This is a genomic window from Actinoplanes sp. NPDC051388 (genome assembly GCF_055586225.1).
In genome coordinates this window covers 37911-62444 of sequence record NZ_JBVJIP010000014.1, presented here as the reverse complement: position 1 = coordinate 62444, position 24534 = coordinate 37911, and the positions used below count along the sequence as shown (strand labels likewise).

The following is a 24534-nucleotide window of genomic DNA, read 5'->3' as shown; positions in this document are numbered from 1 at the left end:
GGGATCCGATTCCATCCCGATGGCTTAGCCCGGGCGTGTCACGCCGGGCCGTCGCGGTCTTGCGACCGGGACAGCCCGGCGGTGCACGCGGAGGTCTCCACCGCCTGGCCGTCAGTGGTCGACGGGCAGGTCTTGGGTACGCGTACCGAAGGAGGGGTTGGGGTTTGTGCCAAGGTCGAAGGTGATCGTGCCGCCGCGCTGGAGGAAAGTCTCGGGCAGCCACGAACGGGTGAGCGCGGCGCCGCGGAAGCGCACCGATTGCACATAGGTCTCGGTGCTGTCGGCGTTGACGGTGAGGCGCACCCCGTTGCTGCGGTCGACGATCACGCGGGGGAAGATCGGGCTGCCGATCAGCAGCTCAGCGCGCCCGGGGACCTGCGGAAACAGGCCGATCGCGGCGAACACGTACCACGCGCTCATGGTGCCGAGATCATCGTTGCCGGGCAGGCCGGCCGGGCCGACGCCATAGGCGGTGTCGACGATCTGCCGCACCGTGGCCTGCGTCTTCGCCGGTTGGCCGAGCCCGTTGTAGAGCCACGGCGCGTGGATGCCGGGCTCGTTGGTCGGGTCGTAGCGCAGCGGGCTGCCGCCGAGCACCGCCCAGTTGCCGTTCGCGTCGTGGAAGAACCCGTCGAGCCGGGTCGCCGCGGCCTCCCGGCCGCCCATCGCCGCGGCCAGGCCGGCCACGTCCTGCGGGACCATCCAGGTGTACGTGGCGCTCGAGCCCTGCGCGAAGCCGACGTCGGTGGACGGGGTGAAGCCGGGCTGCCAGCTGCCGTCGGCCTTGCGCGCGGCCTGGTAGCCGACCGCCGGGTTGAACGTGTTCTTCCAGTAGTCGCCGCGCGGCAGCAGCCTGCGGTAGAGATCGTTGCGCCCGGCCCGCTTGGCCCACATCGCCAGGGAGAAGTCGGCGAGCGAGTTCTCCAGCGTCTCGGCCGCGCCGCCCCAGCAGTGGCAGATGTCGTTCGCCGCGTAGTGCAGCGCCAGATAGGTGTCCAGCGTCGGCCGCTGCCCGGTGCACTGGCCCGGGCAGCCGGCGTCGGAGAGCGCCTGCGGGTTCTGCACGGTCGCCTGCTTGGCCAGCGAAGTGAGGGCCGCGTCGACGTCGAAGTTGCGGACGCCCATCGCGTGATATGTGGCCAGCGTGGGTGCGGCCGGGTCACCGGTCATCACGTGGGTGGGCGCGCCGAGGTGCAGCCAGCGATCCCAGATGCCGTTGTTCTGCTCGGCGAACGCGATCATCGACTGTGCCATGTCACCGGCCACGTCCGGCCGCAGGATCGCCAGCAACTGGATCTGCGCGCGATATTGGTCCCAGCCGGAGAAGGTGCCGTAGACCGCCTGCTGGCCCGGCGTCCTGGTGTGGATCTGCAGGTCGGCGCCCAGGTAGCGGCCGTCCACGTCGTTCATCGTCTGCGGCTGCATCAGGGAGTGGTAGACGGCGGTGTAGAACGCGCGGGTGCGGTCCTCGGTGCCGCCGCCTACACGGATGCGCTTGAGTTCGGTGGTCCACGCATCGCGGGTGGCCTGCGCGACCTGGGCCACGGTGGCGCCGGACGGGATCTCCGCCTCCCGGTTGGCGACGGCGCCGTCCAGGCTCACGTAGGAGATGCCGACGCGCATGCGTACGCTCCCGGAGCCGAAGCCGACCCAGCCGCCGGACCCGCGCCCGGCCCGATCAGCGCCGGTCAGATAGCCCTCGCCGCCGGTCGACTCGGTGCCGCCCGGGGTGATCGTGCCGTTCTGCCACGTGCCGGTGCTCGCGAAGTCACTGTCGAAGACGGCGCTGAAGTAGAGCCGGTACCAGGATCGCCGGTTCGGATTGGTCGCGCCGCCGCCGTTGCCGCGCCGCCCGCAGAACCCGCCGGTCAGCACCGAGCCACTGACCGTGCGGGTGGCCGCGTCGATCACGGTCGTCGCGTCCTCGCTGCCGTTCAGGCTGTTCGAGGTGCGGAAGAGCAGGTTCGCGGGCGAGCCGGCCGGGAAGGTGAACTCGCCCACGCCGGCCCGCGTGCTGACCGCCAGGTCGGTGCGCACGCCGTTTGCCAGCCCGACCGTGTAGCGCCCCGGACTCGCGGACTCGTCGGCGTGCGAGAAGTTCGCGGCGTATTTGGCGTCCGTGGTGTCCGCGGTCGGCGAGGAGTCGACCGCACCGACGAACGGCATGATCGGCACGTCCCCCGCCGCGCCCGGATGACACCCGGCGCCGTTGACGTGCGTGAGGCTGAAGCCGCGCACCCGGGTCGCGTTGTACTCGTACCCGTTCGCCGCCGCCGTGTTGGTCTGGTCGCCGGTGGTGCTGGTCGGGCTCCACGCGATCATGCCGAACGGCCGGATGGCGCCGGGCCAGGTGTTGCCGCCGCGGGTGCTGCCGATGAACGGGTCCACATAGCTCGCCGGATCCTCGACGAGCGGCACCGTCACGGCCGCCACGGCGGGTGACAGCGGGACCACGAGCAGCGCGCCGATCGACGCCGCGAGCAGGCTCTTCAGCCTCATGAAAGAAACCTCCAGGAAGATCGTCACGGCGGACGCTACGGCGGCCGGCCCACGGCCGGGTGAACAGCAAGGTCATCCTCGTCGATCTCTGCGCGACCGGCACGTCGTGGACCGGGGCGCGCATAGGATCGCCGGCATGGCTCTGCGACCTGCTCAGGTGAACATCAAGGCTCTTGATCACGTGGCGGTCGGCCGGTTCTGGGCGGAAGCGCTCGGCTGGAACGCCTACCGCGGCGAATCCGGCGTCACCACCTATGTCGGACCGGCCGGCGGCCTCGTCTGGCCGGACCCGGTCGTCCTCGGCATCGACATCATTCCGGTGCCGGATCCCAAGCCGGCCACGAAGAACCGGGTGCATCTCGACCTCGCCACCACCTCGGCCGCCCATCAGACGGAGTTGGTCGCGCGCCTCCGGACCCTCGGCGCGACGCCCGCCGACGTGGGCCAGGGTGACGTGCCGTGGACGGTGCTCGCCGACCCGGAGGGCAACGAGTTCTGCGTGCTGGAGCCCCGAGAGGTTTACCGCGACACCGGCCCGGTCGCCGCGATAGTCGTCGACTGCGTGGACCCGCGGGCGATGGCCCGCTTCTGGGGCGAGGCGATCGACTGGACCGTGCTCGACGTGACAGACGATCATGCGGAGTTGCGCAACGCCAAGGGCACCGGCCCCTATCTCGAGTTCCTGCGCACACCCGGCGAGCAGACCGCGATGGGTCGCATCCATCTCGACCTGTTGCCCCACCCGGGCAACGACAAGGCCGCCGAGGTGGACCGGCTGAAGGCCCTCGGCGCCACCGACCTCGACATCGGCCAGGGCGACGTCTCGTGGACCTGTCTGACCGACCCGGAGGGCCACGAGTTCTGCATCCTCGGCCCGTCCTGACACGTTCATCTCCGCTCCGCCGGGGCGTCGCCGCGGGCCACCACCGCGAGGCCGTCGCCGGAGGCAATGGCGGCCAGGTCACCGGACTCATCGGTACGCAGCACGCGAGCGCCACCGCGACGCAGCCGGTCGAGCAGCGGGCCGTTCGGATGCCCGTAGTCGTTGCCCAGCCCGACCGAGACCAGCGCGACCGCCGGATCGACCGCATCCAGGAACGCCGGCTCCTGATAGGCGCTGCCATGGTGCGAAACCTTCAAAATGTCCGCTCGCGCCGCCTCCCGGCCGAGATGGGTGAGGATCGCGTCCTGTTCCTCGGTCTCCGCGTCGCCGGGCAGCAGCACCGAGCGGCCGCCGACAGTGGCGCGCAGCACCAGGGAGTTGTTGTTCGGGTCGGACGAGGTGCCGTGCATCGGTTCGGGCGGGCCGAGGACGGCCAAGTGCAGGTCGCCGAGCCGATAGGTCCACCCTGGACCGACCGCGAGCATCGGCGCGCGACGCCCGGCGGCCTGTGCGGCGACCGCGGCCCGCCCGGCCGGCGGATCGGGCCAGTCCGGCGTGACCACCGCCGCGACCGCCCGGCCGCGGAAGACACCGGCCACGCCGCCGATGTGGTCCACGTGGAAGTGGCTCACCACGAACAGCGCGACCTTGCCGATCCCCAGCCGGCGCAGGCACCCGTCGACCGCGGTCGGCTCGGGTCCGGCGTCGACGACCACCGCGCGCCCGTCCCCGGCCGGCAGCACCACGGCGTCGCCCTGACCCACCGCGCAGGTGACGACCAGCCACCGCGGCGGCGGCCAGCCCGGTGCCAGCAGCCGCACCGGCAGCGCGCCGAGCACCCCACCGAGCGCCACCACCGCGACCAGCCGCCGCACGATCGGACGGCGCGCGGCGATCAGCAGCGCCACGGTCATCACCCCCAGCAGCAGCGCGCCGACGATGCCGCCGGGCCACGGGATCGCGCCGGCCGGGACCCGTGCGCCGTAGGTGGCCACCACCACCAGCCACCGCGCCGGCCAGTGGCCGACCCAGGCCGCGAACTCGGCGCCTCCTGGCCAGACCGGCGACAGCACCGCGGCCGCGATGCCGGACAGGGTGGCCGGCGCGATCGCCGGGACGGCGAGCAGATTAGCCGGGATCGCCACCAGGCTCACCGAGCTGGACAGGCCGGCGACCACCGGTCCACACGCGACCTGCGCGGCGGCGGGCACGGCCAGCGCCTCCGCGGCGCCGGTCGGCCAGCCCTTCCGGCGCAGGGCGTCGCGCCACTTCGGGGCGAGCAGCAGCAGACCACCGGTGGCCAGCACGGACAACGCGAAGCCCGCGTCGCCGGCCAGCTCGGGGTCGGCGACGACCAGCACCGCGACGCCGGCGGCCAGCGCCGGGAGCGCCGCTCTGGGCCGGCCCGCGGCGAGGCCGAGCAGCCCGATGGCACCCATCGCGGCGGCGCGCACGACGCTGGGCGATGGCCGCGCCAGGATCACGAAGCCGACCAGCGCCACCGCGCAGACGATCGCGGCGACCACCGGGCCGGCCCGCGCACGCCGCACCACGAACAGGACGACGCCCAGGACGATCGCCACATTGGCCCCGGAGACGGCGTTCAGGTGGGTCATGCCCGTCGCCCGGAAGTCCGCCTCCAGCCCCGGATCGAGACGACTGGTGTCGCCGACCACCAGGCCGGGCAACAGGCCACCGGCGTCATCCGGCAGCGGCTCGCAGGCGCGTTGCAGCCCGGCGCGGAGGACGCCCGCGGCCCGCTGCGCCCACGACGACCGCCCGTGCAACTGCGGCGGCTCGCGCACCGAGATGACCGCGGCCCGCAGGTCGCCGCCGCGCGGTGCGAGCAGGCGGCCGATCGCGGTGGCCCGCTGGCCGGGCAGCAGCGGACGCCACCCGGCGTGGCTGCCCAGCACCAGGGCTCGGGCGTGCAACCGCAGCGCAACCGGCGGCTCCTCGCCGGTGATCGCGACCAGGTCGACCGCCACCAGATAGGTGGGCGGCTGCCCCGCCGACGTGCCGATCGACCGCGGGTCTTCCCGCACGACGACCTCGGCCCGCACCGTGGATCCGTTGCCCACCAACGCCCGCAGCGGCCCCGACTCGCGCACGAGCACCCGCGCCGCGGTCGCGACCGCACCGCAGCCGATGCCGACGAGCACGGCCACCACGATCCAGACGGCCGCACCTGAAACCAGGTCCACGCGAGACGCCCGGCCCGCACCCGGCTGTCGGCCAGGACCCGTCGCCCGACCAAGAGGCGATGCCCGGCAGAGGCGAGGCAGGGAAGCGCCGGCCGAGGCCAGCCCGAAAGCCACCGCGGCCAGCAAGAACCCAGCGCGAGCAGAGAGAAAGAGACAGGCCAGCGCACTGAGCCAGACCGACACCGCGAACCCGGCCAGCCGCAGATCCGGCGTCACACCGTCACCAGGTCCTTGAGCTGCTCATACCGCGAGCTGCCGATGCCACTCACCTTGCGGAGATCACTCACCGCGCGAAACCCACCCTGCGCATCCCGCGCCTGAAGGATCCGCTGCGCGAGCACCGGCCCGACGCCCGGCAGCCCGTCAAGATCCGCCAGGGTGGCGGTGTTCAGGTTCACCGGGCCGCCCGGTGCGGCCGGAGCACCACCGGCGGCCGTTGCGGGCGCGCCCGGCGGCGGCGTGACACCGACCAGGATGAGCTCGCCGTCGACCACCTTGCGGGCCAGATTGAGCATCGACGGATCGACGCCGGGACGGGCGCCACCGGCCGCGGCCAGCGCATCGGCGACCCGCGATCCGGCCGGCAACCGCACCAGCCCGGGCTTGCCCACCTTGCCACCGACCGCCACCACCACCACCACGTCACCGCCGGGTGCGGCACTCGACGAAAGCGGCACCGGCCCCGGCTCCGGCTCATCCTGGGCAACCGCGACCGGCGGCGGCTCCTCGGGCGCCACCGCGTCCACGCTCGGCCGCGCCCGCCAGGCCAGAAACCCGGCGATGAGCACCACCATGGCGGCCACGGCGGCCAACGCTTTCACCCCGCGCCGACCCACATCGAAGGCACCCGCCGCAATCAGCCTCGGCGGCGAAGCCCAAGCCCCGCGATCCGGCGCAAGAGAAGGCACGACAGAAGGCGAAGACCCAGAAGGCGAAGACCCGGAAGCCAGAGACCCGGAAGGCGGAAAGCCAGAAGGCAGAGAGCCGGCAGGCGAAGAACCGGCAGGCGGCGGAGAATCAGCAGGTGGGGGCAGATCGACGTCGTCCGGCCAGCTCGGGATGAGCTCGGACCAGGCGACCGGCGTGCGGTCCTCGAAGGTGTGGGCGGGAGCGGCCAGCACGGACCGCAATCTCGCCTCGACGAACTCGTCGCTCTCGTCTCGCTTGGGCACGCCGTGAAGCTAGGTGCGCCGACAAGATCAAGTCTGACCGCCTGTGGACAACCACGCACTGTGGATAACTCAGGGCCGGTCAGCGCGACCGTGATAGACCTTTCGTCACACGCCGGCCGAGCCGCTGGAAGGGCAGCTCGATCAGCTTGTAACAGGCCCAGCTGACCAGCAGCAGGATCGCGAGATAAGCGGCGCCCAGCCCGAGCCGTTCGAGCACCGACCCGTCCTGGGCCGGCACCGTCCAGCGTTTGGTGGCATAGATGACCAGGTAGTGCAGGAGATAGACGGAATAGCTGATCGCGCCCAGCCAGGAGAGCACGGCCGGCACCTTGCGATGCCGCAGCAGCATGCCCACGCCGAAGAAGAGGAAGGCCAGCAGGGTGCCGCCCAGCCAGGACCACTGTTCCGGGAAACGCTCGATGTCGACCATGTGCCAGACGCCGGCGTGCACAAAGGCGGAGGCCGCCGACGAGGCGATCACCACCGCGACCGCGACCGCCGCGCGCTTCCAGGAGGTCTGGCCCTGCTCGGCGCGATAGAGCGCGGTGCCGGTGAACATGACCGCCAGGATGATGAAGCCCTCCCAGGGCGCGTTGCGCTGGTTCACGCCGAGCAGCCCGAGCACGAAGACGCCGAGCAGCACGGCGCCCGCGATCACGATGACCCGGCGGCGGTTGCTGACCGCGATCACCCCGACGAAGAGCACCAGGGCGGTGACCACGGTCAGGTTGCGCAGCGACAGCGGGTCGGTGGCGATCATCCGGGCCGGCATGACGCCGCCCAGCGCGAACGCGGCGGCGGCCAGCAGCGTGGCGATCTCCGCGCTGAAACGGTGGATGCCGAAGACGAAGACGACCGTGACCAGCAGATAGAAGACCATCTCATAGGCCAGCGTCCAGAACTGGTGCTGCATGTTCGGCGCACCGAGCACCTCGTGCAGCATCGTCAGGTGCGACAGGATCACGGTGAGTGGCTGCGACCTGAACCCGCCCGGCACCCAGCCGGGCCCGAAACGCCAGATCAGCACGCCGACGCCGATGGCGAAGAGGAACGCCGGATAGAGCCGGAAGACGCGGCCGATCCAGAAGTCGCGCACACTGCCGCGGCGCTCGATCGAGGCCGGCACGATATAGCCACTGACCAGGAAGAAGAGCATCACACCGAAGGTGCCGGCGTGGGCGAAGTTGCTGGTCGCGAACTTCAGGTCGGGCACCAGATATCCGCCGAAGTGCTCATAGACGACGGCCAGCACCGCGATGCCGCGCAGCGCGTCGAGCCACCGGAGCCGGGTCGCCGGGCGCGCGGGCGGCGCCGGGGTCTCAGCCGGTCCGGCCGCGGCGTCGGCCGGCGCGGGCGGATCCACCGGTCCGCCCTGCGGGGGCACGGCCGCCGAGGGCTGCGTTTCGGTCGTCACCGAGGGAAGGTTACTGAGCGCCGAGCCGAATGTGAAAGCGGGATCGCTTCTGCTCGGGGTGTAGACAGGTGATCGTGACCGAATCGGAAGCGGTGTCCGTGCTGCGCCGGGCCGGCTGCGTGTTCGCCGAGGACGAGGCCGCCGTGCTCATCGCCGCGGCGTCCGATGACGCCGCGTTCGCGGCGATGGTCGCGAGGCGCGCGCTGGGCGAACCCCTCGAGCAGGTGGTCGGTTTCGCCGACTTCGCGGGGGTACGCGTCCACCTGCGCCCCGGCGTCTTCGTCCCCCGGGTCCGCAGCGAGCTGCTGGTCGAGCAGGCCGTCCGCCGCACCGCCGAGCGGGCCGTGGTCGTGGACCTGTGCTGCGGCTCCGGTGCCCTGGGCCTGGCGGTCAAGCACCGACGCCCGGGCATCACCCTCCTCGCCGCCGACATCGACCCGATCGCCGTCGCCTGTGCCCGCGACAATCTGGCCGGCCACGGCGAGGTTTTCGAGGGCGACCTGTTCGCACCTCTGCCGCGCGGACTCACCATCGACGTACTCCTCGCGAACGTGCCATATGTGGCGACCCGGCACATCCCCCTGCTGCCCGCCGAGGCCCGCGACCACGAGCCGCACACCGCCCTCGACGGCGGCGACGACGGGCTGGCCGTGTTCCGCGCCGTGCTCGCGGAGGCGCCGCGGTGGCTCGTGCCCGGCGGGGTGCTGCTCTCCGAGGTCACCGCCGCGCAGGTCGCCGCCGCGACCAGCGCGGTGCGGGCCGCCGGGCTGCATCCCGAAGTGATCACGGACGACGATCGAGAAGCGACCGCGGTAATCGGCGTGCGGTAGGGTCCGCACCCGGCAGAGAGGGGCCGCGACGTGGGGCTGCTGCACAGGATCGCCCGAGCCCGGCTGGGCAGCCGGGTGATCAGGCGTCTGCGGCGGGCCGGCATCACCGACGCGCGCTACCAGGCCACGGCGTTCGCGGTGCGGTTCACCCGCCCCGGCGCCGACGAGCCGATCGTCCTGCCGCTCGACAGCCTGCTGGCCACCCGGGCCGGCCGCCGGCGGGCGCGGGTCGCGCAGTTCGTGGCCGGCTATCTCGCCGGACCCGGCCTCCCGGCGACCTGGGCCGAGGTCTCGCCGCTGCTGCGCCCGCTGCTGCGACCCACCCACCTGCGCGGCGGCATCCCGGCCAGCGGCCCGGACGCGCCGCTGCGCCGCGCCTGGCAGGCGTTCCTGTCCGAGTTCGTGGTGGTCGATCAGCCCGAGACGATGACGTACGTGGGCGCGGACCAGCTGGCCGCCTGGGGCGTGACGGCGGACGACGTGTTCGCGACCGCGCGCGGCAACCTCTCCGGTGCGATCCTCCAGGGCGTCGCGGACGCACCGGTGGTCGTGCAGTTCGTCGGCGACGAGAGCGCCTACTGGACGTCGCACCTGCTGCTGGACGGCTGGCTCGCCAAGCTGACCCAGCAGGTCGGCGGGCTGCCGGTGGCGTTCGCGCCGGACCATCAGACGCTGATCGTGGCCGCCGAGAGCAGCACCCACCTGCCGGAACTGTTCCTGCGAGCCGAGGTGACCTATCTGGCTTCGCCCCGCGCGATCACCCCGGCGGCCTATGTGAGCGCGGACGACGGCCGGACGGTGCCCTATCGACCGGCGCCGGGCCACCCGATGCACGACTGCGTGCGCCGGGCCGAGACGATCCAAAAGGTCCAGGAGTACACCCGGCAGGCCGAGACGCTGCCGGACGCGGCGCCGCTCGTGCTGGTGGACGGGATGCGGACCCGCACTGTGTGCACCCCGGACGCGCTGCTGCCGCCGGCCGACGAGGTCGAGGTGGACGGCGCGATCCGCCACTGGGAGGACCTCACGGCCGAGCTGACGCTCGTTTCCGGAGTCGACCCACCCAGGTGGACCAGGAGTGCCGGTTAGCGGCGGTGCACGACCAGGCCGGCGACGCCGGGACCGACGTGCGCGGCGACCACCGCGCCGATCTCGGTGATATAGCAGTCGCGGAGCCGGTCGTCGAGGCGCATGGCGACCGCGTCGGCCAGGGCCGCGGCCCGGTCCGGCGCACCCAGGTGATGCACGGCGATGTCCACCTCGCCGGTGCCGGATGCGTCCACGGCCAGGTCGACGAGGCGGGCCAGGGCACGACCAGCGGTGCGCACCTTGTCGCGGACCACGATCGCGCCGTCCACCACGTGCAGGATCGGCTTGACCGAGAGCGCGGTGCCGAGCAGCGCCTCGGCGGCGCCGATGCGACCGCCCCGGCGGAGGAACTCGAGCGTGTCCACGTAGAACAGGATCGTGGTCTTGGCGGTGTGGTCCATCGCGGCCTCGTGCACTTCGGCGAGCGAGGCGCCCGCGCCGGCCACCGTGGTGGCGCCCAGCGCGACGAAGCCGAGGCCCATGCCGGTGGTCTTGCTGTCCACCACCCGCACCCGGTCGCCGACCTCGGCGGCCGCCAGGCAGGCCGCGTCATAGGTGCCGGAGAGCTGGGCCGACAGGTGGATCGAGACCACCCCGTCGGCGCCCGCGTCGAGGAGCTTGCGATATGCCGCCACGAACTGGGCGGGCGCCGGCCGGGAGGTGCTCACCTGTGACCGGCGCGCGCTCAGTGCCTTGGCGACCTCGGCCGGGGTGACCTCTTCGCCCTCCAGACCCGAGTCGTCGTTGATCACCACGGTCAGCGGGACGACGGTCAGGTCATACGTGCCGCTCAACTCGGCGGGCAGGTACGCGGTGGAGTCGGTGACTACCGCGACGGTCATGCGGGCACCGTAACCGATCGGCCGAGCAACGAGCGAAAGATCAGGCCGGTCGGACCTCCGTGACCACGAACGGTGTGCCCTGCTGGCAGGTCGTCATCATCGAGGGCTCGGCGCGCCCGGTGACGATCACGTCGGCTCCGGCCGCGGCGCGGGCCTTCATCTCGGGATCGTCGAAGATCAGCAGATGGCTGCCGCCGGGCCCGGTGAGGAGCACGCAACCGGGTTCGACGCCGGCCGAGACCTTCCCCGAGATCGTCATCGCGCCGGGCTCGCCGGGAGCCGGTTTGCTCGGGTCGGGCAGCTTGGTGGCCGGCAACTCGGTGGAGGGCGCGGACGACGCCGGCGAGGACGGAACCGGAGCCGGCTCCACGGGGGCGGCGGTGTCGGAGGCCGACGAAGAGGGGGCCGTGTCGTCGCCCCCGGCACACCCGGCGGTGACCAAGGTCGCCAGCAGGACGGCGAGAACGATCGGGCGAGTGATCTTCATGGGTATGAGACGGTACGGCACGGACGTCGGTTCCCGTCGATCAGACCGGCGGCGGGACCGGCCGATCGGACAAGACCCCGACGTTGTACGCCGCGATCTGCCAGCCCCGGCCGGAGTCCAGGGTGAGCTCGACCCAGTGGCAGTTCTGCAGCGCCCGCAATGTCCGCATCTGCTCGCGTGGCCACCCGACCAGGTGACCGATGCCCTGCCGGGCCGCCGCACCGTGCGTGGCGACCACGACCGTGCCACCGGCCGGCACCAGGGCAGCCGCCGCCTGCAGCGCCTCGGACACCCGTTTGCCCAGGTCGTCCAGGGTCTCGACCTCGCCACCGACATCGTCCTCGCCGGCTTTCCAGCGGGCGTATTCGTCGGGCCGGGTCTCGGCGACCTCGGTCATCGCGAGGCCCTCCCACAACCCGAAGTACCGCTCGCGCAGCCGCTCGTCATAACTGACCTCGAGGCCGGTGAGCGCGACCAGCGCGGCCGCCGTGTCCGCGGCCCGGCGCAGGTCGCTCGAGACCAGCGCGTCGGGCCGGAACCGGACCAGCAGCGCGGCCGCCTCGACCGCCTGCCGGTGCCCGAGCTCGTTGAGCGACACGTCGGTCTGGCCCTGGACGCGACTCGCCGCGTTCCAGTCCGTGTTGCCGTGCCGCCAGACGATCAGCCGGGTCACGCCGCGCCGGTGGCGTCGGCGTCGGCCAGGTCACGGTCGACGAACGGCATGGTCGGGCAGTCTTTCCACAGCTTGTCGAGAGCGTAGAACTCGCGCTCCTCGGCGTGCTGGATGTGCACCACGATGTCGATGAAGTCGAGCAGGACCCAGCGGCCCTGCCGCTCGCCCTCGCGCCGGACGGGTTTCGCCTTTTCCGGGAGGTTGAGCAGCGCCTCCTCGACGGCGTCGACGATCGCGGCGACCTGCCGCTCGTTGGAGGCCGAGGCGATCACGAAAGCATCGGTGATGGCGAGTTGGTCGCCGACGTCGATGATGACGATGTCCTGCGCCTTCTTGTCCGCGGCGGCCTGTGCGGCGGCGAGCGCGAGTTCCAGAGCGCGTTCAGTGACGGGCAAGAGCATCCCCTCTGCGGAAGTAGTACCTCGAAGCACAAGGGTCTCACACAGGTGTGACATTCCCTGAAGTCCGATACAGCGACCGCTTGGCGATGTATTGCACGACACCGTCCGGCACCAGGTACCACACCGGTTTGCCGTCGGCCACCCGCGATCGGCAGTTGGTCGACGAGATGGCCATGGCGGGCACCTCGACCAGGGTCACCGACTCGGCCGGCAGGTGCTTGGCGGAGAGCTCGAAGCCCGGGCGGGTGACCCCGACGAAGTGTGCCAGCGACAGCATGGCCAGCGCGTCCTTCCACGAAAGGATCTTGCCGAGGGCGTCCGCGCCGGTGATGAAGTAGAGCTCGGCGTCCGGGCCGTATTCGGCGCGCAGGTCGCGGAGGGTGTCGACGGTGTAGGTCGGGCCCTCCCGGTCGATGTCCGCGCGGCTGACGTGGAACCGTGGGTTGGAGGCGGTCGCGATCACCGTCATCAGGTAGCGGTCCTCCGCCGACGAGACCGCGCTGCCCTTCTGCCACGGGACGCCGGTGGGCACGAACACCACCTCGTCGAGCTCGAAGCGGCCGGCCACCTCGCTCGCCGCGACCAGGTGACCGTGATGGATCGGATCGAAGGTGCCGCCCATGATGCCGATCCGCTTACCGCCCATCGACGAAGCGTAGATCAACCATCCAGGCGGTTGCGGACGGCGGACAGCAGATCGGCCGCCGTGAAGGGCTTCTCCAGCAGCGCCACGCCCGGATCGAGCGTGCCCTGGGAGGCGAGGATCGGCTGGGCGTAGCCGGACATGTAGAGCACCCGGGTGCCGGGCCGCACGTCGGCCATCCGCTCGGCCAGCTCGTTGCCCAGCATGCCGGGCATCACCACGTCGCTGAGCAGCAGGTCGATGGCGCCCTCGTGCAGCGCGGCCAGCTCCAGCGCCTGCCGGCCGCCGTCCGCGGTGAGCACGCGGTAACCGGCGCCGGAGAGGATCCGCCCGGCCACGTCGCGCAGCGCCGCCTCGTCCTCGACCACCAGCAGCGTTTCGCCGTGGCCGCCGGTCGACTCCACCGCCGAGGGCCGCGCGGCGAAGGTCTGTCCGTCCGCGGGCGCCGCGCTGCCGATCGGCAGCAGCACGGTCACCGTGGTGCCCAGGCCCGGCTCGGACTGCATGGTCACCGTGCCGCTGGCCTGCGTGACGATGCCGTAGACGGTGGCCAGGCCCAGCCCGGTGCCCTCGCCGCTGGCCTTGGTGGTGAAGAACGGCTCGAAGGCGCGCTCCACCACCTCGGGCGGGACGCCGCAGCCCGAGTCCGAGACGCGCAGCCGCACCATCTCGTCCTGCAGGGTGGTGTCGATCACCAGCTGGCCGCCGTCCGGCATCGCCTCGCGGGCGTTCACCACCAGGTTGAGCAGCAACTGCTCGATCTGGCCCGGGTCGCAGGTCACCGGCGGCAGGTCACCGGCGAGCCGCACGATCAGGTTGACCTGCTCGCCGATCGAGGAGCGCAGCATCTCCTCGAAGCCGGTGATCACCGCGTTGAAGTCCAGCATCCGCGGGCGCACCACCTCGCGGCGGGCGAAGGCGAGCAGCTGGTGGGTCAGCTCGGTGCCGCGCTGGCCGGCCCGCACCACCTGCTGGGCGTCGGCCACCACCGTGCTCAGATCGGGGTTCGGCGCGGACGCCTCCTCGATCACGAAGTTCGCGTAGTTGACGATCACGCCGAGCATGTTGTTGAAGTCGTGCGCGATGCCGCCGGCCAGCTGGCCCAGACTCTCCAGCCGGTGGTTGCGGTGGGTCTGCGCCTCCAGCCGCAGGCGGGCGTGCTCGGCCAGGGCCCGCTGCCGCTCGGAGCAGTCGCGCACCACGGTGACCACGACCCGGCCCTGCGGCGTGTCGACCGAGGCCAGCGACGCCTCGACCGGGAACTCGGTGCCGTCCCGCCGGCGCGCGGTGATCGCGACCGTGCCCATCGGCCCGGCCTCCGGGTCCTCGCCGCTGCGTCGCAGCAGCCGCGGGATCTCGATGAACGACAGTTCGGTGATCAGCACCTCGGCGTTCTGCCCGAGCAGGTCGGCGCGCGGCCAGCCGAAAAGTTCCTCGGCACGGTCGTTGACCAGCACCACCCGGCCCGCGTCCATCACCACGATGGCGTCCGGGGCGGCCTGCAGCAGACCGCCGGACAGCTCTTCGGACCACTCCACTGCGCTCACCCCCCGTAACCTCAGATTACGGGCTGGAACTGGGCGGAACGGGCGAAACCGCAATCATCCTCGGGCGTGTATCGCCTGACGCATGTCGTCGTCCGCGTCGACCACCACGCGCCGCAGCGTGGTGTTCAGGTCGGGCTGCCCGAGAAGCTCGGCGGCCCGCTCGCGGGTCTCGGGATCAACGGCATATCTCGGGTACGCGGTCGCCGCGATCTTCTCCGCCCCGGAACCACCCCGGACCTGCATCATGCCCGGCATGTCGGCGAAGTACTTGGCGACGTATTCGCTGGTCAGAGCCGCCTGCTCGGGCTGCCAGAAGCCCATCGCGATGGCGTCCGCGAGCCGGGCCGACGTGTCCGCGTCGCCGACGATGGTCGCCCAGGCACGGGCCTTCGCCTCGGCGCTCGGCAGCGCCGCGCGGCAGCGGGCGGCGAACTGCTCCCCCGATGCGGTGCGGTCCCGCGCGTGCTCGGCGTCGATCTCCGCGGCCGTGGCCGCGCCCAGCACCACCAGGCGGTAGAGCACCAGCCAGCGCAGTTCGGCGTCCATCGCCAGGCCGTCCGGCACGCTCTCGCCTGCCAGCCAGCCACGCAGCCGGGCCGAGTCGGTGGTCGCCGAGATCAGTCCGCGCGCCGCGGCGAGCTGCTGGGAGCCGCCGGCCGGTGAGGCGGCGAGCAGCCGGTCGCAGGCCTGCGCGATCATCTCCAGCGCGGCCGGCCGGGTCTCCGGCGTGGAGTAGCGGTCCACCAGGCGCCGGGTCGCGGACACCACGTCCTCCGCGATCACCACCTCGGTCTCCATCGGCAGCGCCGCCAGCACCATCGTGACCAGCTCGGACACCGGCCGCTCGCCGTCGGTCACGGCATCGAGCACGGCCGCCCAGATCACCGCGCGCGCCAGCGAGTCGTCGATCAACGGCAACATCATGGGTACGTTCGCCAGCGAAGCGTCATCCAGCCGGATCTTCGCGTACGTCAGGTCGCCGTCGTTGAGCAGCAGCAGATCGGCGGCCGGCGTCCCGGCCAGCGCGGGCACCTCGGTGCGCTCGACGCCCGCCTCGAGATCCAACTCGACCAGCTCACGCCGCACCACGGCGCCGTCCGGACCGCGGTCGTAGAGCCCCAGGGCCAGCCGGTGCGGCCGCAGCGTCGGGTGGTCGGCCGGCGCCGTCTGCACGATGGCCACCGAGTCGTAGGTGCCGTCCGCGGCCCGGGTCACCTCGGCGCGCAACGTGTTCACCTGGGCCTGGCGCAGCCACGCCTCGGCCCACGCGGACAGGTCGCGCCCGCTCGCCTTGGACAGCGCGCCGAGCAGATCGGCCAGCGTCGCGTTGCCGAACCGGTGTGCCGCGAAGTGGTCGTTGACGCCGGCGAAGAAGGTGTCCGCGCCCAGCCAGGCGACCAGTTGCTTGAGCGTGGAGGCGCCCTTCGCATAGGAGATGCCGTCGAAGTTGAGCAGCGCCAGATCGGTGTCCTCGACGTCGGTCGGCGCCACCGGATGGGTCGACGGGCGCTGGTCGGCGCGCATGCCCCAGGACTTGCGGCCGACCGCGAAGCTGGTCCAGGTGCCGGTGAACCGGGTCGCCTCACCGGCGACGAGGGAGCCCATGTACTCCGCAAAGGACTCGTTCAGCCACAGGTCGTCCCACCACTTCATGGTGACCAGGTCGCCGAACCACATGTGCGCCATCTCGTGCGCGATGACCATGGCCCGCAGTTCGCGCTCGCTCTCGGTGACCGCGGCACGGAACACGAACTCCTCGCGGAACGTGACCAGGCCCGGGTTCTCCATCGCGCCGGCGTTGAACTCGGGGACGAACGCCTGCCCGTAGTGGCTGAACGGGTAGCGGATCTCGAACAGCTCCGAGTATCGGTCCAGGCACTGCTTGGTGACCTCGAACAGCTCGTCCGCCTCGGCGTCGAGGTATTGCGCGAGCCCCTGCCGGGCATAGACGGCCAGCGGCAGACCGTCGTGCTCGTCGGTGCGCACGTGGTAGGGGCCCGCGATCAGCGACATGAAATAGGTGGCCAGCGGCACGGTCGGCGCGAAGATCCAGCGCCCGTCGCGGGCCGGCTCGGCGAGCGGCGCGTTCGCGGCGACCAGCCAGTCCGGCGGCGTGGTGACGCTGAGCGTGAACGGCGCCTTCAGGTCGGGCTGGTCGAAGCACGCGAACACCCGGCGGGCGCCGTCCAGGAACATCGTGGCGGCCAGATAGACCCGCTGGTCCTCGGGGTCGACGTAGCGGTGCAGCGCCTCGCCGTCGTTCGAATAGCCCATCCGCGCGTCCACGACCAGCTCGTTCGCGGCCGCCAGCCCGGTCAACGGCAGGCGCGTGCCGGACAGCGCCGCCGGATCCACCGCTTCACCGTTCAGCGTCACGGAGAGCAGCTCGACCGGCTGGAGATCGACGAACGTCTCCCCGCCCTCGGTCGCGGCGAACCGGATCACGGCTCGCGAACGGAACGAACCGGCCGGATCGGTCAGATCAAGGTCGATCTCGTACGATTCGACGTCGATCGTCGCGGCCCTGGCGGTGGCCTCGGCACGGGTCAGGCTCGGCATGCGGACCATCATGCCGGTACGGGACGTATCACCGCACGGACCACGCTCTGCCGCAGCGAGTTTCATATCACTACGGCTCACTGCGGGGTGACCGGGGCGTTCACCTACGACGTCAGCGAGAACTGACGTAGGATTCGGGTCATGCGCGTGTGCACCTGTGCCTGGTGGCTGCCCTGACGGGCGGCCGCTCTGTTGATCCAGTTCTGGCCACACGCGAAAGTCACTTCGCGGCCGCCTCCACGCAGGCGGCCGTTTTTTGTGCCACGGAAAGCCGGTGTCCTGCGGGTGGAGGTCCCGCGTACCCCAGAAAGGACACCTACCGTGACCATCACCCAGACCCGGACCACCCGCCTGACCGGTTTCAAGCCCACCGGGCACCTGCAACTGGGCAATCTGATCGGCGCCATGCGGCCGCTGATCGCGGCGCAGGGGTCGGCGCTGTCGATCGCGATGATCGCCGACCTGCACGCGATGACCATCGAGCACGATCCCGCGCGGATCCGCGCGCTCACCCGGGAACAAGCGTCGGTGATGCTCGCCGCCGGCGTCGACCCCGATCGGACCGCGCTCTTCGTGCAGTCCCAGGTGCCCGAGCACGCCGAACTGCACTATCTGCTGGAGTGCACGACCGGCTTCGGCGAGGCGGCCCGGATGATCCAGTTCAAGGAGAAGTCGGCCGGCGGCGGGCCGGTGCGGCTCAGCCTGCTCACCTACCCGGTGCTGATGGCGGCGGACATCCTGCTCTACGACACCTGCCACGTGCCGGTCGGTGACGATCAGAACCAGCATCTCGAGCTGGCCCGGGCCGTCGCGCTGCGGTTCAACAAGCGCTACGGCGAGACGTTCGTGGTGCCCGAGGGGGTGCGGCCGGAGTCCGCGCCGCGGGTGATGGACCTCGCCGATCCGACCGCCAAGATGGGCAAGAGCGGCGCGGCCGGCGCCGGGCGGATCGGGCTCCTCGACCTGCCGGAGCAGGTGCGCCGGACCATCGCGCGGGCGGTGACGGACACCGTCGGCGTGGTGCGGCACGATCCGGTGGCCCAGCCGGGCGTGACGAACCTGCTGACCATCCTGTCCGAGCTCGGCGCCGGGCCGGTCGGGCCGTTCACGTCCTATGGCGAGCTGAAACGCTCGGTCACGGACGCGGTCGAGGCGGTCCTCGCGCCGATCCGGGCGCGGCACGCCGAGTTGGTGGCCGACCCCGGCTACGTCGACTCGGTGCTCGCGGCGGGGCGCGAGCGGGTGCGCCCCACCGCTTCCGCCACGGTACGCAGGGCGAAGCGCGCGATCGGCCTACTCGGCTAGCGGCTGGTCCGGGGCATCCTCATCGTCGTCGTCATCCTCGACGAGCACCGGACGGGACGCGTTCGCCATCGTGGTGACCGTGCCGTCCGCCGACATGTGCAGCAACTCGTCGTCGGAGCGCCTGCGCCGTCCCTTGCGGGCGGCCAGGCGCTGCGCGGCGGTGGGCCGGTGGTTCTGCTCCTCGAGGCGGATGTCGGTGCCGCGCGGGCCGGTCACGTACTCCCCCGCGTTCGGCTGCCAGTCGAACTCCTGCGTGCCGATCCGCACCGGGTCGCCGGCCTGCGCGCCCTGCTTGCCGAGCGCCGCCTCCACGCCGAGGCGATCGAGCCGGTCGGCCAGATAACCGATGGCCTCGTCGTTGTCGAAGTTGGTCTGCTTGATCCAGCGCTCGACCTGGATGCCCTTGATCACGAAGACGCCGTCGGCGTCCTTCTCGATCGTGAAGCCCTTCTCGTCCACCGCCCGCGGGCGGACGATCGCCCGGGTCGGCTCGGCCGGCGCGGTGGCCAGCCGGTTCGCCGCCACCGCTTCGGCCAGCGCGAAGGTGAACTCCTTGAGCCCCTCACGGGTGACCGCGCTGACCAGCAGCACCTGGTAGCCCCGGGCCTCGAGGTCGGGCTTGACCATCTCGGCCAGGTCCCGCCCGTCCGGGATGTCGATCTTGTTCAGCACCACGATCCGCGGCCGATCCTCCAGCCCGCCATAGGCCGCCAGCTCGGCCTCGATCGCGTCCAGGTCGGCCAGCGGGTCGCGCTCGATCTCCGGCGCCGCCGCGTCGAGCACGTGCACCAGCACCGAGGTGCGCTCGATGTGCCGCAGGAACTGCATGCCGAGGCCCTTGCCGGTGGCCGCGCCGGGGATCAGCCCGGGCACGTCGGCGACCGTGAAGGTGTGCTCGCCGGCCTGCACCACGCCCAGGTTGGGCACCAGCGTGGTGAACGGGTAGTCGGCGATCTTCGGCTTGGCGGCGGAGATCACCGAGATCAGCGACGACTTGCCGGCCGACGGGAAACCGACCAGGCCGACGTCGGCGACGCTCTTCAGCTCGAGCACCACGTCGAGGCTGTCGCCCGGCTCGCCCAGCTCGGCGAACCCGGGGACCTTGCGCCGGGTGTTGGCCAGTGACGCGTTGCCCCGCCCGCCGCGCCCACCGCGGGCGACCTCGAAGGTGGCGCCGGCGCCGACCAGGTCGGCCAGCACCTCGCCGTCGCTGGTCAGCACGACCGTGCCGTCCGGCACGTTGAGCACCAGGTCGTCGCCGTTCGCGCCGTCCCGGTTGGCGCCCATGCCACCGACACCGCTGGACGCCTTGATGTGCGGGCGGAAGTGGAAGTCCAGCAGCGTGTGCTGTTGCGGGTCGACGACGAGCGTGATGCCGCCGCCGTGGCCGCCGTTGCCGCCGTCCGGACCGCCGAGCGGCTTGAACTTCTCGCGGCGCACCGAGACACAGCCGTGGCCGCCGTCACCCGCCTGCAGGTGCAGCACAACCCGGTCGACGAACGTGGTCATCTCGGTACTCCTGACAAAGCCCAAGTCCTTAAATAGCAGAGCGGGCCGCCGGACCCTGAGGTCCCGCGGCCCGCTGTGGAGAAAGCTAGTTGTCCGCGGTTACCGCGGCAGGCACGATGCTGACCGTCTTGCGGCCGCGCTTGATGCCGAACAGCACGTTGCCGTGCGCCAGCGCGAAGAGCGTGTCGTCGCTGCCGCGGCCGACGAGCTCGCCCGGGTGGAACTTCGTGCCACGCTGCCGCACGATGATCTCGCCCGCGTTGACCAGCTGACCGCCGAAACGCTTGACGCCGAGCCGCTGAGCGGCGGAGTCACGGCCGTTCCGCGAGCTGGAAGCACCCTTTTTGTGAGCCATGGTTACGCCCCCCTACTTCCCGCTGGAGATGCCGGTCACCTTGACGCGGGTCAGCGGCTGACGGTGCCCCTGGCGCTTGTGGTAACCGGTCTTGTTCTTGAACTTGTGGATCCGGATCTTCGGACCCTTGGTGTGCTCGGCGATCTCGCCGGACACCGTCACGCTGGCAAGCTTGGCCGCATCGGTCACCAGGTTGTCACCGTCGACGAGGAGGACCGCGGCGAGCGTCAGCGAGTCGCCGGGAACACCCGCGAGCTTCTCGACCTCGATCACGTCGCCCTCGGCAACCTTGTACTGCTTGCCGCCGGTCTTGACGATCGCGTACATCGGACGCGGACTCCCTGACACTTGTGCAGCCCAGTGCGCTGCTGGCGGATGTAAAAACCTTCGGGGGTCCCGGCTCGGCCTCACAACGATCCTTGAGACCGCACGGGAAACGGGCACCTGCAAAAGCGCCGTTGGCAAGACTACTTCATCGGCCTTCCGGAACCCAAACTGGGGGTTACGCAGTGCCGCACGCCTCATCCAGCGTGCCGCTGATCTTTTCGAGCTTCGACGCATCGATCTTGGTCGGGTCGCCCTTGAGCGCGGTGACCTGCTTGCTCATGTCGGCCAGCGCCTTCTTGACCGCCGGGTCGTCGACCAGCTTCGACATGTCGGCCAGCGCGAACGAATAGCTCTCCACGTCCCGGCTGGTCTTCTTCTTCGCCTGCTCGCTCGCGGCCGGCTCGGACGACGCCGCGGCGTCGATGATCAGCTTGAGATCCTGCGCGAAGGTGGCGGCGAACTGGGTGCTCACCCGGGTCGCCTGGGCGCAGATCGCCTTGGTGTTCCCGGAGAGCGCTTTGTCCGCGTCCGCGGCGCTCGCGGTCGGGGCGACGCTCGAACTTCCGGCGGGCGCCGAGGCGGAGGCCGGCCCGGCGGCAGGGGGCGGCGGGGGCGTCTCCTCGGCGCTCGAGCAACCGGCCACGGCCAGCACGAACAGCACGACAAGAAGGCGTCGCATCGGGGAACTCCTCGGGGCGTCACGGGCGGGCGCCCCGAAGAGTAGCCGATGTCGATGGTTACTTGTTAACTTTCCTTACCGAAAGCCTCAAGGGCGGGTGCGCCGCCGGGTGCCACCCCGCCGTGAACGCCGCCGGCCGGCGGCACCGGCGCCCACGGTCTCGTCCTCGTCGTCCTCTTCGTCGTCCGCCGCGTCCGGGTCGTCGGCGCCGGCCAGCGGGCCCGAGCCGTTCGATCCGTTCGACTCGTAGCGGGACAGGTCGTAGCCGCTCATGTCGTAGTCGTCGTCGCTCTCGCCGGCGGTCACCGCCGCGGGCGGGGCGCTCCCCACGATGCCCGAGCCGGCCACCTGCGGCGGCACGTCGGCAACGATGGCCACCGGGGTTTCCTCCGCCGCGGGCTCCTCCTCGACGATGTCGTCGACCTCGGCCTCGACCTCGACGACCTCCGGCTCGGGGGCCGGCTCGCCGCCACGGCGGCGCCGCGAACGGGTGGCCGGCGGCGGCGTCTCCTTGGTGGTGGCCGCCGCGACGGCCTTCACCTGGTTGACCGCGCCGGACGAGCGCTTCTCCGGCACCGGCTCGGTGTGGATCATCAGGCCGCGGCCCTTGCAGTGGTCACAGGTCTCGCTGAACGCTTCCAGCAGGCCGGCGCCGATCCGCTTGCGGGTCATCTGCACCAGGCCGAGCGAGGTGATCTCGGTGACCTGGTGCTTGGTGCGGTCGCGGCCCAGGCACTCGGTGAGCCGCCGCAGCACCAGCTCGCGGTTGCTCTCCAGCACCATGTCGATGAAGTCGATCACCACGATGCCGCCGAGGTCGCGCAGCCGCAGCTGACGCACGATCTCCTCGGCCGCCTCCAGGTTGTTGCGAGTGACCGTCTCCTCGAGGTTGCCGCCGGCCCCGGTGTACTTACCGGTGTTCACGTCGACCACGGTCATCGCCTCGGTGCGGTCGATCACCAGGTGACCGCCGGAGGGCAGGAAGACCTTGCGGTCCAGGCCCTTCAGGATCTGCTCGTCGATGCGCTTGTCCGCGAAGACGTCCGCGCTGCCGGTGTGCCGGTGCAGCCGGTCCACCAGGTCCGGCGAGACCGAGTTCAGGTAGTTCTCGATCTCCCCGTATGCCTGGTCACCCTGCACGACCAGATCGCGGAAGTCCTCGTTGAAGAGGTCGCGGACCACGCGGATGACCAGGTCGGGCTCCTCGGACAGGGCGACCGGGGCGTGCCCGCCGGCGGCCTTGGCCTGGATGTCCTCCCACTGCGCCTGCAGCCGCTTCACGTCCCGGGCGAGCTCGTCCTCGCTGGCGCCCTCGGCCGCGGTCCGCACGATCACACCGGCGCCGTCCGGGACCAGCTTCTTCAGCACGTCCCGCAGGCGCTTGCGCTCGTTGTCCGGCAGCTTGCGGCTGATCCCGGAGGCGTTGCCGTTGGGCACGTAGACCAGGTGCCGGCCGGAGAGCGCGATGTGGCTCGACAGCCGGGCGCCCTTGTGCCCGATCGGGTCCTTGGTGACCTGCACCAGCACCGAGTCACCGGAGCGCAGCGCCTGCTCGATCGAGCGGGCCCGGCCCTCCAGCCCGGTGGCGTCCCAGTTGACCTCGCCGGCATAGAGCACCGCGTTGCGGCCCCGGCCGACGTCCACGAACGCCGCCTCCATGCTGGGCAGCACGTTTTGCACCTTGCCCAGGTAGACGTTGCCGACCATGGTGCCGGAGGTGGACCGGGACACGTAGTGCTCGACCAGCACGCCGTCTTCCAGCACGGCGATCTGGGTGCGATCCGGCTTCTGCCGCACGACCATCACCCGGTCGACCGCCTCGCGGCGGGCCAGGAACTCCGACTCGCTCAGGATCGGCGGGCGGGTGCGGCGCTGCTCGCGGCCGTCCCGGCGGCGCTGGCGCTTGGCCTCCAGCCGGGTCGAGCCGGAGACGCCCTGCACCTCGTCGCTGCGGGTGCGCGGCTCGCGGACCCGCACCACGGTGTGCACGCCGTCCTCGACGCCACCGGCGTCCTCGGAGCCACCGGCGCCCTTGCGCCGGCGGCGACGCCGGCGCCGGGTGACGCCGTCGCCCTCGTCCGACTCGTCATCCTCCGGGTCGCCCTCGGCGGCGGGCTCGCCGTCCGAGGCCTCGGCGTCCTCGCCGTCCTCGGCCGGGCCCTTGCCGCGGCCACGGCCACGGCGACCGCGACGCCGGCGGCGGCGGGCGCCGTTCTCGTCCAGCTCGTCGCCGTCCTCGTCGGCGTTGTCCTCGACGTCGTCGGCGCTCTCGTCGATCTCGTCCAGCACCGGCGTGTCGGCCGGGGTCTCGACCTCGGCGACCGGCTCGGCCTCGGCGGCTCCGCGGCGACGGCGGCGGGTGGTGGTCTTGCGGGGCGGCTCGTCGGCCTCGGGCTCGGCCGCGACCTCGGCCTCCGCGGCGGGAGCCGGGGCGGCCTCGACGGCCTCGACCGGCTCGGCGGCGGCAGCGCGGCGGCTGCGGCGGCGCGGCGCGGGCGGCTGGGCCTCCACCACCTCGGGCGGCATGAACAGCACGGCGGCCGGGATCGCGGTGGCCCGGGCACGCGGGGCCGGCTCCTCCTCGATGAGCTCGTCGTCCAGGGGCAGCACGCCGATGATCGGGATCGGGGTCTCGGCCGCGGCCGGCTCCTCGGCCTCCTCGGCCTCCTCGATCACCGGGGGCGGCGGGAGCTCCGCGACCGGCTCGGCCGCCTTCTTGCGACGGCTGCGGGTGGTCTTGACCGGCTTCTCCGGTGCTGCTTCCTCCGCCGCCGGCTCGGCGGGTGCGGCAGCGGCCGGAGCAGCGGCCTTACGGCGACGGCGGGCCGGGGCGGGCGCCTCGGCAGCCGGCTCCTCGGCCGGCGGCGGCGCGGCGGCCGCCTCCTCGGCGGGCGGCGGCGCGGCAGCCGCCTTCCGGCGCGGCGCACGGGTGCGGCGCACAGGTGTAGTGGGCTCGGCGGTTTCGGCGGCCGTGGTGGATGCCACGTCCCGTTCACCGCGCTCTGCCGAATTCAGGTCTCCCGAATCGTTCGGGGGCTCGTTATCGAGCATGGCGCTCTCCAGTTCTGGCAACCCCGGGCGCGGGTGAGCGCTGCCACGCAGGGTCGCCGCAAGTT

At 71.8% G+C, this 24534-nt stretch carries 20 protein-coding genes; 4 read left to right on the top strand and 16 right to left on the bottom strand.

What is annotated here, in order from left to right; genetic code table 11:
* Positions 1-111: 111 nt before the first annotated feature.
* Entirely contained in the window at positions 112-2499 is a 2388-nt protein-coding gene (locus tag ACZ6TI_RS31005) for a GH92 family glycosyl hydrolase (protein WP_465348722.1), read from the bottom strand.
* 136 nt (positions 2500-2635) lie between these two features.
* On the opposite strand from ACZ6TI_RS31005, the gene ACZ6TI_RS31000 reads away from it, so the two are divergent.
* On the top strand, positions 2636-3382 hold the full coding sequence (locus ACZ6TI_RS31000; protein WP_465348721.1) for a VOC family protein: 747 nt from the start codon (positions 2636-2638) through the stop codon (positions 3380-3382).
* 5 nt (positions 3383-3387) lie between these two features.
* On the opposite strand, the gene ACZ6TI_RS30995 is transcribed toward ACZ6TI_RS31000, so the two are convergent.
* The 3 genes from ACZ6TI_RS30995 to ACZ6TI_RS30985 all read right to left on the bottom strand — a co-directional run bounded on the left by ACZ6TI_RS30995 (position 3388) and on the right by ACZ6TI_RS30985 (position 8172).
* Positions 3388-5802 carry a ComEC/Rec2 family competence protein gene (locus tag ACZ6TI_RS30995; protein WP_465348720.1) on the bottom strand — a complete coding sequence of 805 codons (2415 nt, stop codon included), beginning with the start codon at positions 5800-5802 and terminating at the stop codon, positions 3388-3390.
* The gene (locus ACZ6TI_RS30990; protein WP_465348947.1) at positions 5799-6620 is read right to left on the bottom strand and encodes a ComEA family DNA-binding protein; all 822 of its coding nucleotides are present in this window, start codon (positions 6618-6620) and stop codon (positions 5799-5801) included. Before ACZ6TI_RS30990 ends, ACZ6TI_RS30995 begins: the two co-directional genes overlap by 4 nt.
* A 217-nt stretch (positions 6621-6837) precedes the next feature.
* Positions 6838-8172: an acyltransferase family protein gene (locus ACZ6TI_RS30985; protein ID WP_465348719.1), complete on the bottom strand. Its 1335-nt coding sequence runs from the start codon at positions 8170-8172 to the stop codon at positions 6838-6840.
* A gap of 71 nt (positions 8173-8243) precedes the next feature.
* On the opposite strand from ACZ6TI_RS30985, the gene ACZ6TI_RS30980 reads away from it, so the two are divergent.
* Positions 8244-9002 carry a putative protein N(5)-glutamine methyltransferase gene (locus ACZ6TI_RS30980; protein WP_465348946.1) on the top strand — a complete coding sequence of 253 codons (759 nt, stop codon included), beginning with the start codon at positions 8244-8246 and terminating at the stop codon, positions 9000-9002.
* Positions 9003-9032: 30 nt separating this feature from the next.
* Entirely contained in the window at positions 9033-10091 is a 1059-nt protein-coding gene (locus ACZ6TI_RS30975; RefSeq protein WP_465348718.1) for a hypothetical protein, read from the top strand.
* On the opposite strand, the gene ACZ6TI_RS30970 is transcribed toward ACZ6TI_RS30975, so the two are convergent.
* From ACZ6TI_RS30970 to pepN, 7 genes are read right to left on the bottom strand one after another with little or no spacing between them, the layout of a single operon-like run.
* The gene (locus tag ACZ6TI_RS30970) at positions 10088-10933 is read right to left on the bottom strand and encodes a DegV family protein (protein ID WP_465348717.1); all 846 of its coding nucleotides are present in this window, start codon (positions 10931-10933) and stop codon (positions 10088-10090) included. The two genes, ACZ6TI_RS30975 and ACZ6TI_RS30970, sit on opposite strands and share 4 nt — an antisense overlap.
* A 40-nt stretch (positions 10934-10973) precedes the next feature.
* Entirely contained in the window at positions 10974-11420 is a 447-nt protein-coding gene (locus tag ACZ6TI_RS30965) for a hypothetical protein (RefSeq protein WP_465348716.1), read from the bottom strand.
* Positions 11421-11460: 40 nt separating this feature from the next.
* The gene (locus ACZ6TI_RS30960; RefSeq protein WP_465348715.1) at positions 11461-12093 is read right to left on the bottom strand and encodes a histidine phosphatase family protein; all 633 of its coding nucleotides are present in this window, start codon (positions 12091-12093) and stop codon (positions 11461-11463) included.
* Entirely contained in the window at positions 12090-12488 is a 399-nt protein-coding gene (gene rsfS / locus ACZ6TI_RS30955; RefSeq protein WP_465348714.1) for a ribosome silencing factor, read from the bottom strand. The genes ACZ6TI_RS30960 and rsfS overlap by 4 nt, the downstream gene beginning before the upstream one ends.
* A 43-nt stretch (positions 12489-12531) precedes the next feature.
* Positions 12532-13140 (bottom strand): nicotinate-nucleotide adenylyltransferase, encoded by a 609-nt coding sequence (gene nadD / locus ACZ6TI_RS30950; protein ID WP_465348713.1) that lies wholly within the window; start codon positions 13138-13140, stop codon positions 12532-12534.
* Positions 13141-13154: 14 nt separating this feature from the next.
* Complete coding sequence (locus tag ACZ6TI_RS30945) at positions 13155-14684, bottom strand: ATP-binding protein (RefSeq protein ID WP_465348712.1); 1530 nt, start codon at positions 14682-14684, stop codon at positions 13155-13157.
* A 54-nt stretch (positions 14685-14738) separates the two neighbouring features.
* Positions 14739-17243, bottom strand: a complete 2505-nt coding sequence (gene pepN / locus ACZ6TI_RS30940; RefSeq protein WP_465348711.1) for an aminopeptidase N — start codon at positions 17241-17243, stop codon at positions 14739-14741.
* A 321-nt stretch (positions 17244-17564) separates the two neighbouring features.
* On the opposite strand from pepN, the gene trpS reads away from it, so the two are divergent.
* Entirely contained in the window at positions 17565-18548 is a 984-nt protein-coding gene (trpS, locus tag ACZ6TI_RS30935; protein WP_465348710.1) for a tryptophan--tRNA ligase, read from the top strand.
* Here trpS and obgE read toward each other — a convergent pair.
* From obgE to ACZ6TI_RS30910, 5 genes are all read right to left on the bottom strand, one after another.
* Positions 18537-20057 carry a GTPase ObgE gene (gene obgE / locus ACZ6TI_RS30930; RefSeq protein WP_465348709.1) on the bottom strand — a complete coding sequence of 507 codons (1521 nt, stop codon included), beginning with the start codon at positions 20055-20057 and terminating at the stop codon, positions 18537-18539. The genes trpS and obgE overlap by 12 nt on opposite strands.
* Before the next feature lie 85 nt (positions 20058-20142).
* Positions 20143-20412 carry a 50S ribosomal protein L27 gene (gene rpmA / locus ACZ6TI_RS30925; protein ID WP_465348708.1) on the bottom strand — a complete coding sequence of 90 codons (270 nt, stop codon included), beginning with the start codon at positions 20410-20412 and terminating at the stop codon, positions 20143-20145.
* Positions 20413-20424: 12 nt separating this feature from the next.
* A complete protein-coding gene (gene rplU, locus ACZ6TI_RS30920; protein WP_465348707.1) occupies positions 20425-20739 on the bottom strand; it encodes a 50S ribosomal protein L21 in 315 nt (104 codons plus the stop codon).
* A gap of 175 nt (positions 20740-20914) precedes the next feature.
* A complete protein-coding gene (locus tag ACZ6TI_RS30915) occupies positions 20915-21418 on the bottom strand; it encodes a hypothetical protein (protein WP_465348706.1) in 504 nt (167 codons plus the stop codon).
* An 87-nt stretch (positions 21419-21505) separates the two neighbouring features.
* Positions 21506-24469 (bottom strand): Rne/Rng family ribonuclease, encoded by a 2964-nt coding sequence (locus ACZ6TI_RS30910; protein ID WP_465348705.1) that lies wholly within the window; start codon positions 24467-24469, stop codon positions 21506-21508.
* Between the last annotated feature and the right edge of the window lie 65 nt (positions 24470-24534).